Consider the following 293-nt stretch of genomic DNA (forward strand, 5'->3'; position numbering starts at 1 on the left):
ATCATCCTGAAGAAAGCTTTGAGGTTTTCGCGAGCACCTCCGCCGAATTGCAAGACGAGTTAAACGCCAGCGCTTGGGTTGATACATTCCCGCGTTTTGCGTTGCGCCCAACGGCGATGGATGTGGGCCGTTATGCGGCGTTTGAAGCTTTCCTGAATGAAGCGGGACTGATCCCCTCGCAGAACCATGTTTCAAAAATCGCCATCGATGTGACAGCGAAATGATAGCGCCGGATTATGGTAAAACCTTCGCGCTTTGGCGCGAGGGGGCCGCGGAACCGTGGCAAGATTATA

The 293-nt window shown here is 53.6% G+C and carries 1 pseudogene; it reads left to right on the forward strand.

The window, feature by feature from the left end:
• Nucleotides 1-224 (forward strand): annotated as a pseudogene (locus AB9F29_RS22235) (ABC transporter ATP-binding protein); the annotation flags it as partial.
• Nucleotides 225-293 lie beyond the last annotated feature (69 nt).

Source organism: Falsihalocynthiibacter sp. S25ZX9 (genome assembly GCF_041205405.1).
Lineage (GTDB): Bacteria > Pseudomonadota > Alphaproteobacteria > Rhodobacterales > Rhodobacteraceae > Falsihalocynthiibacter > Falsihalocynthiibacter arcticus.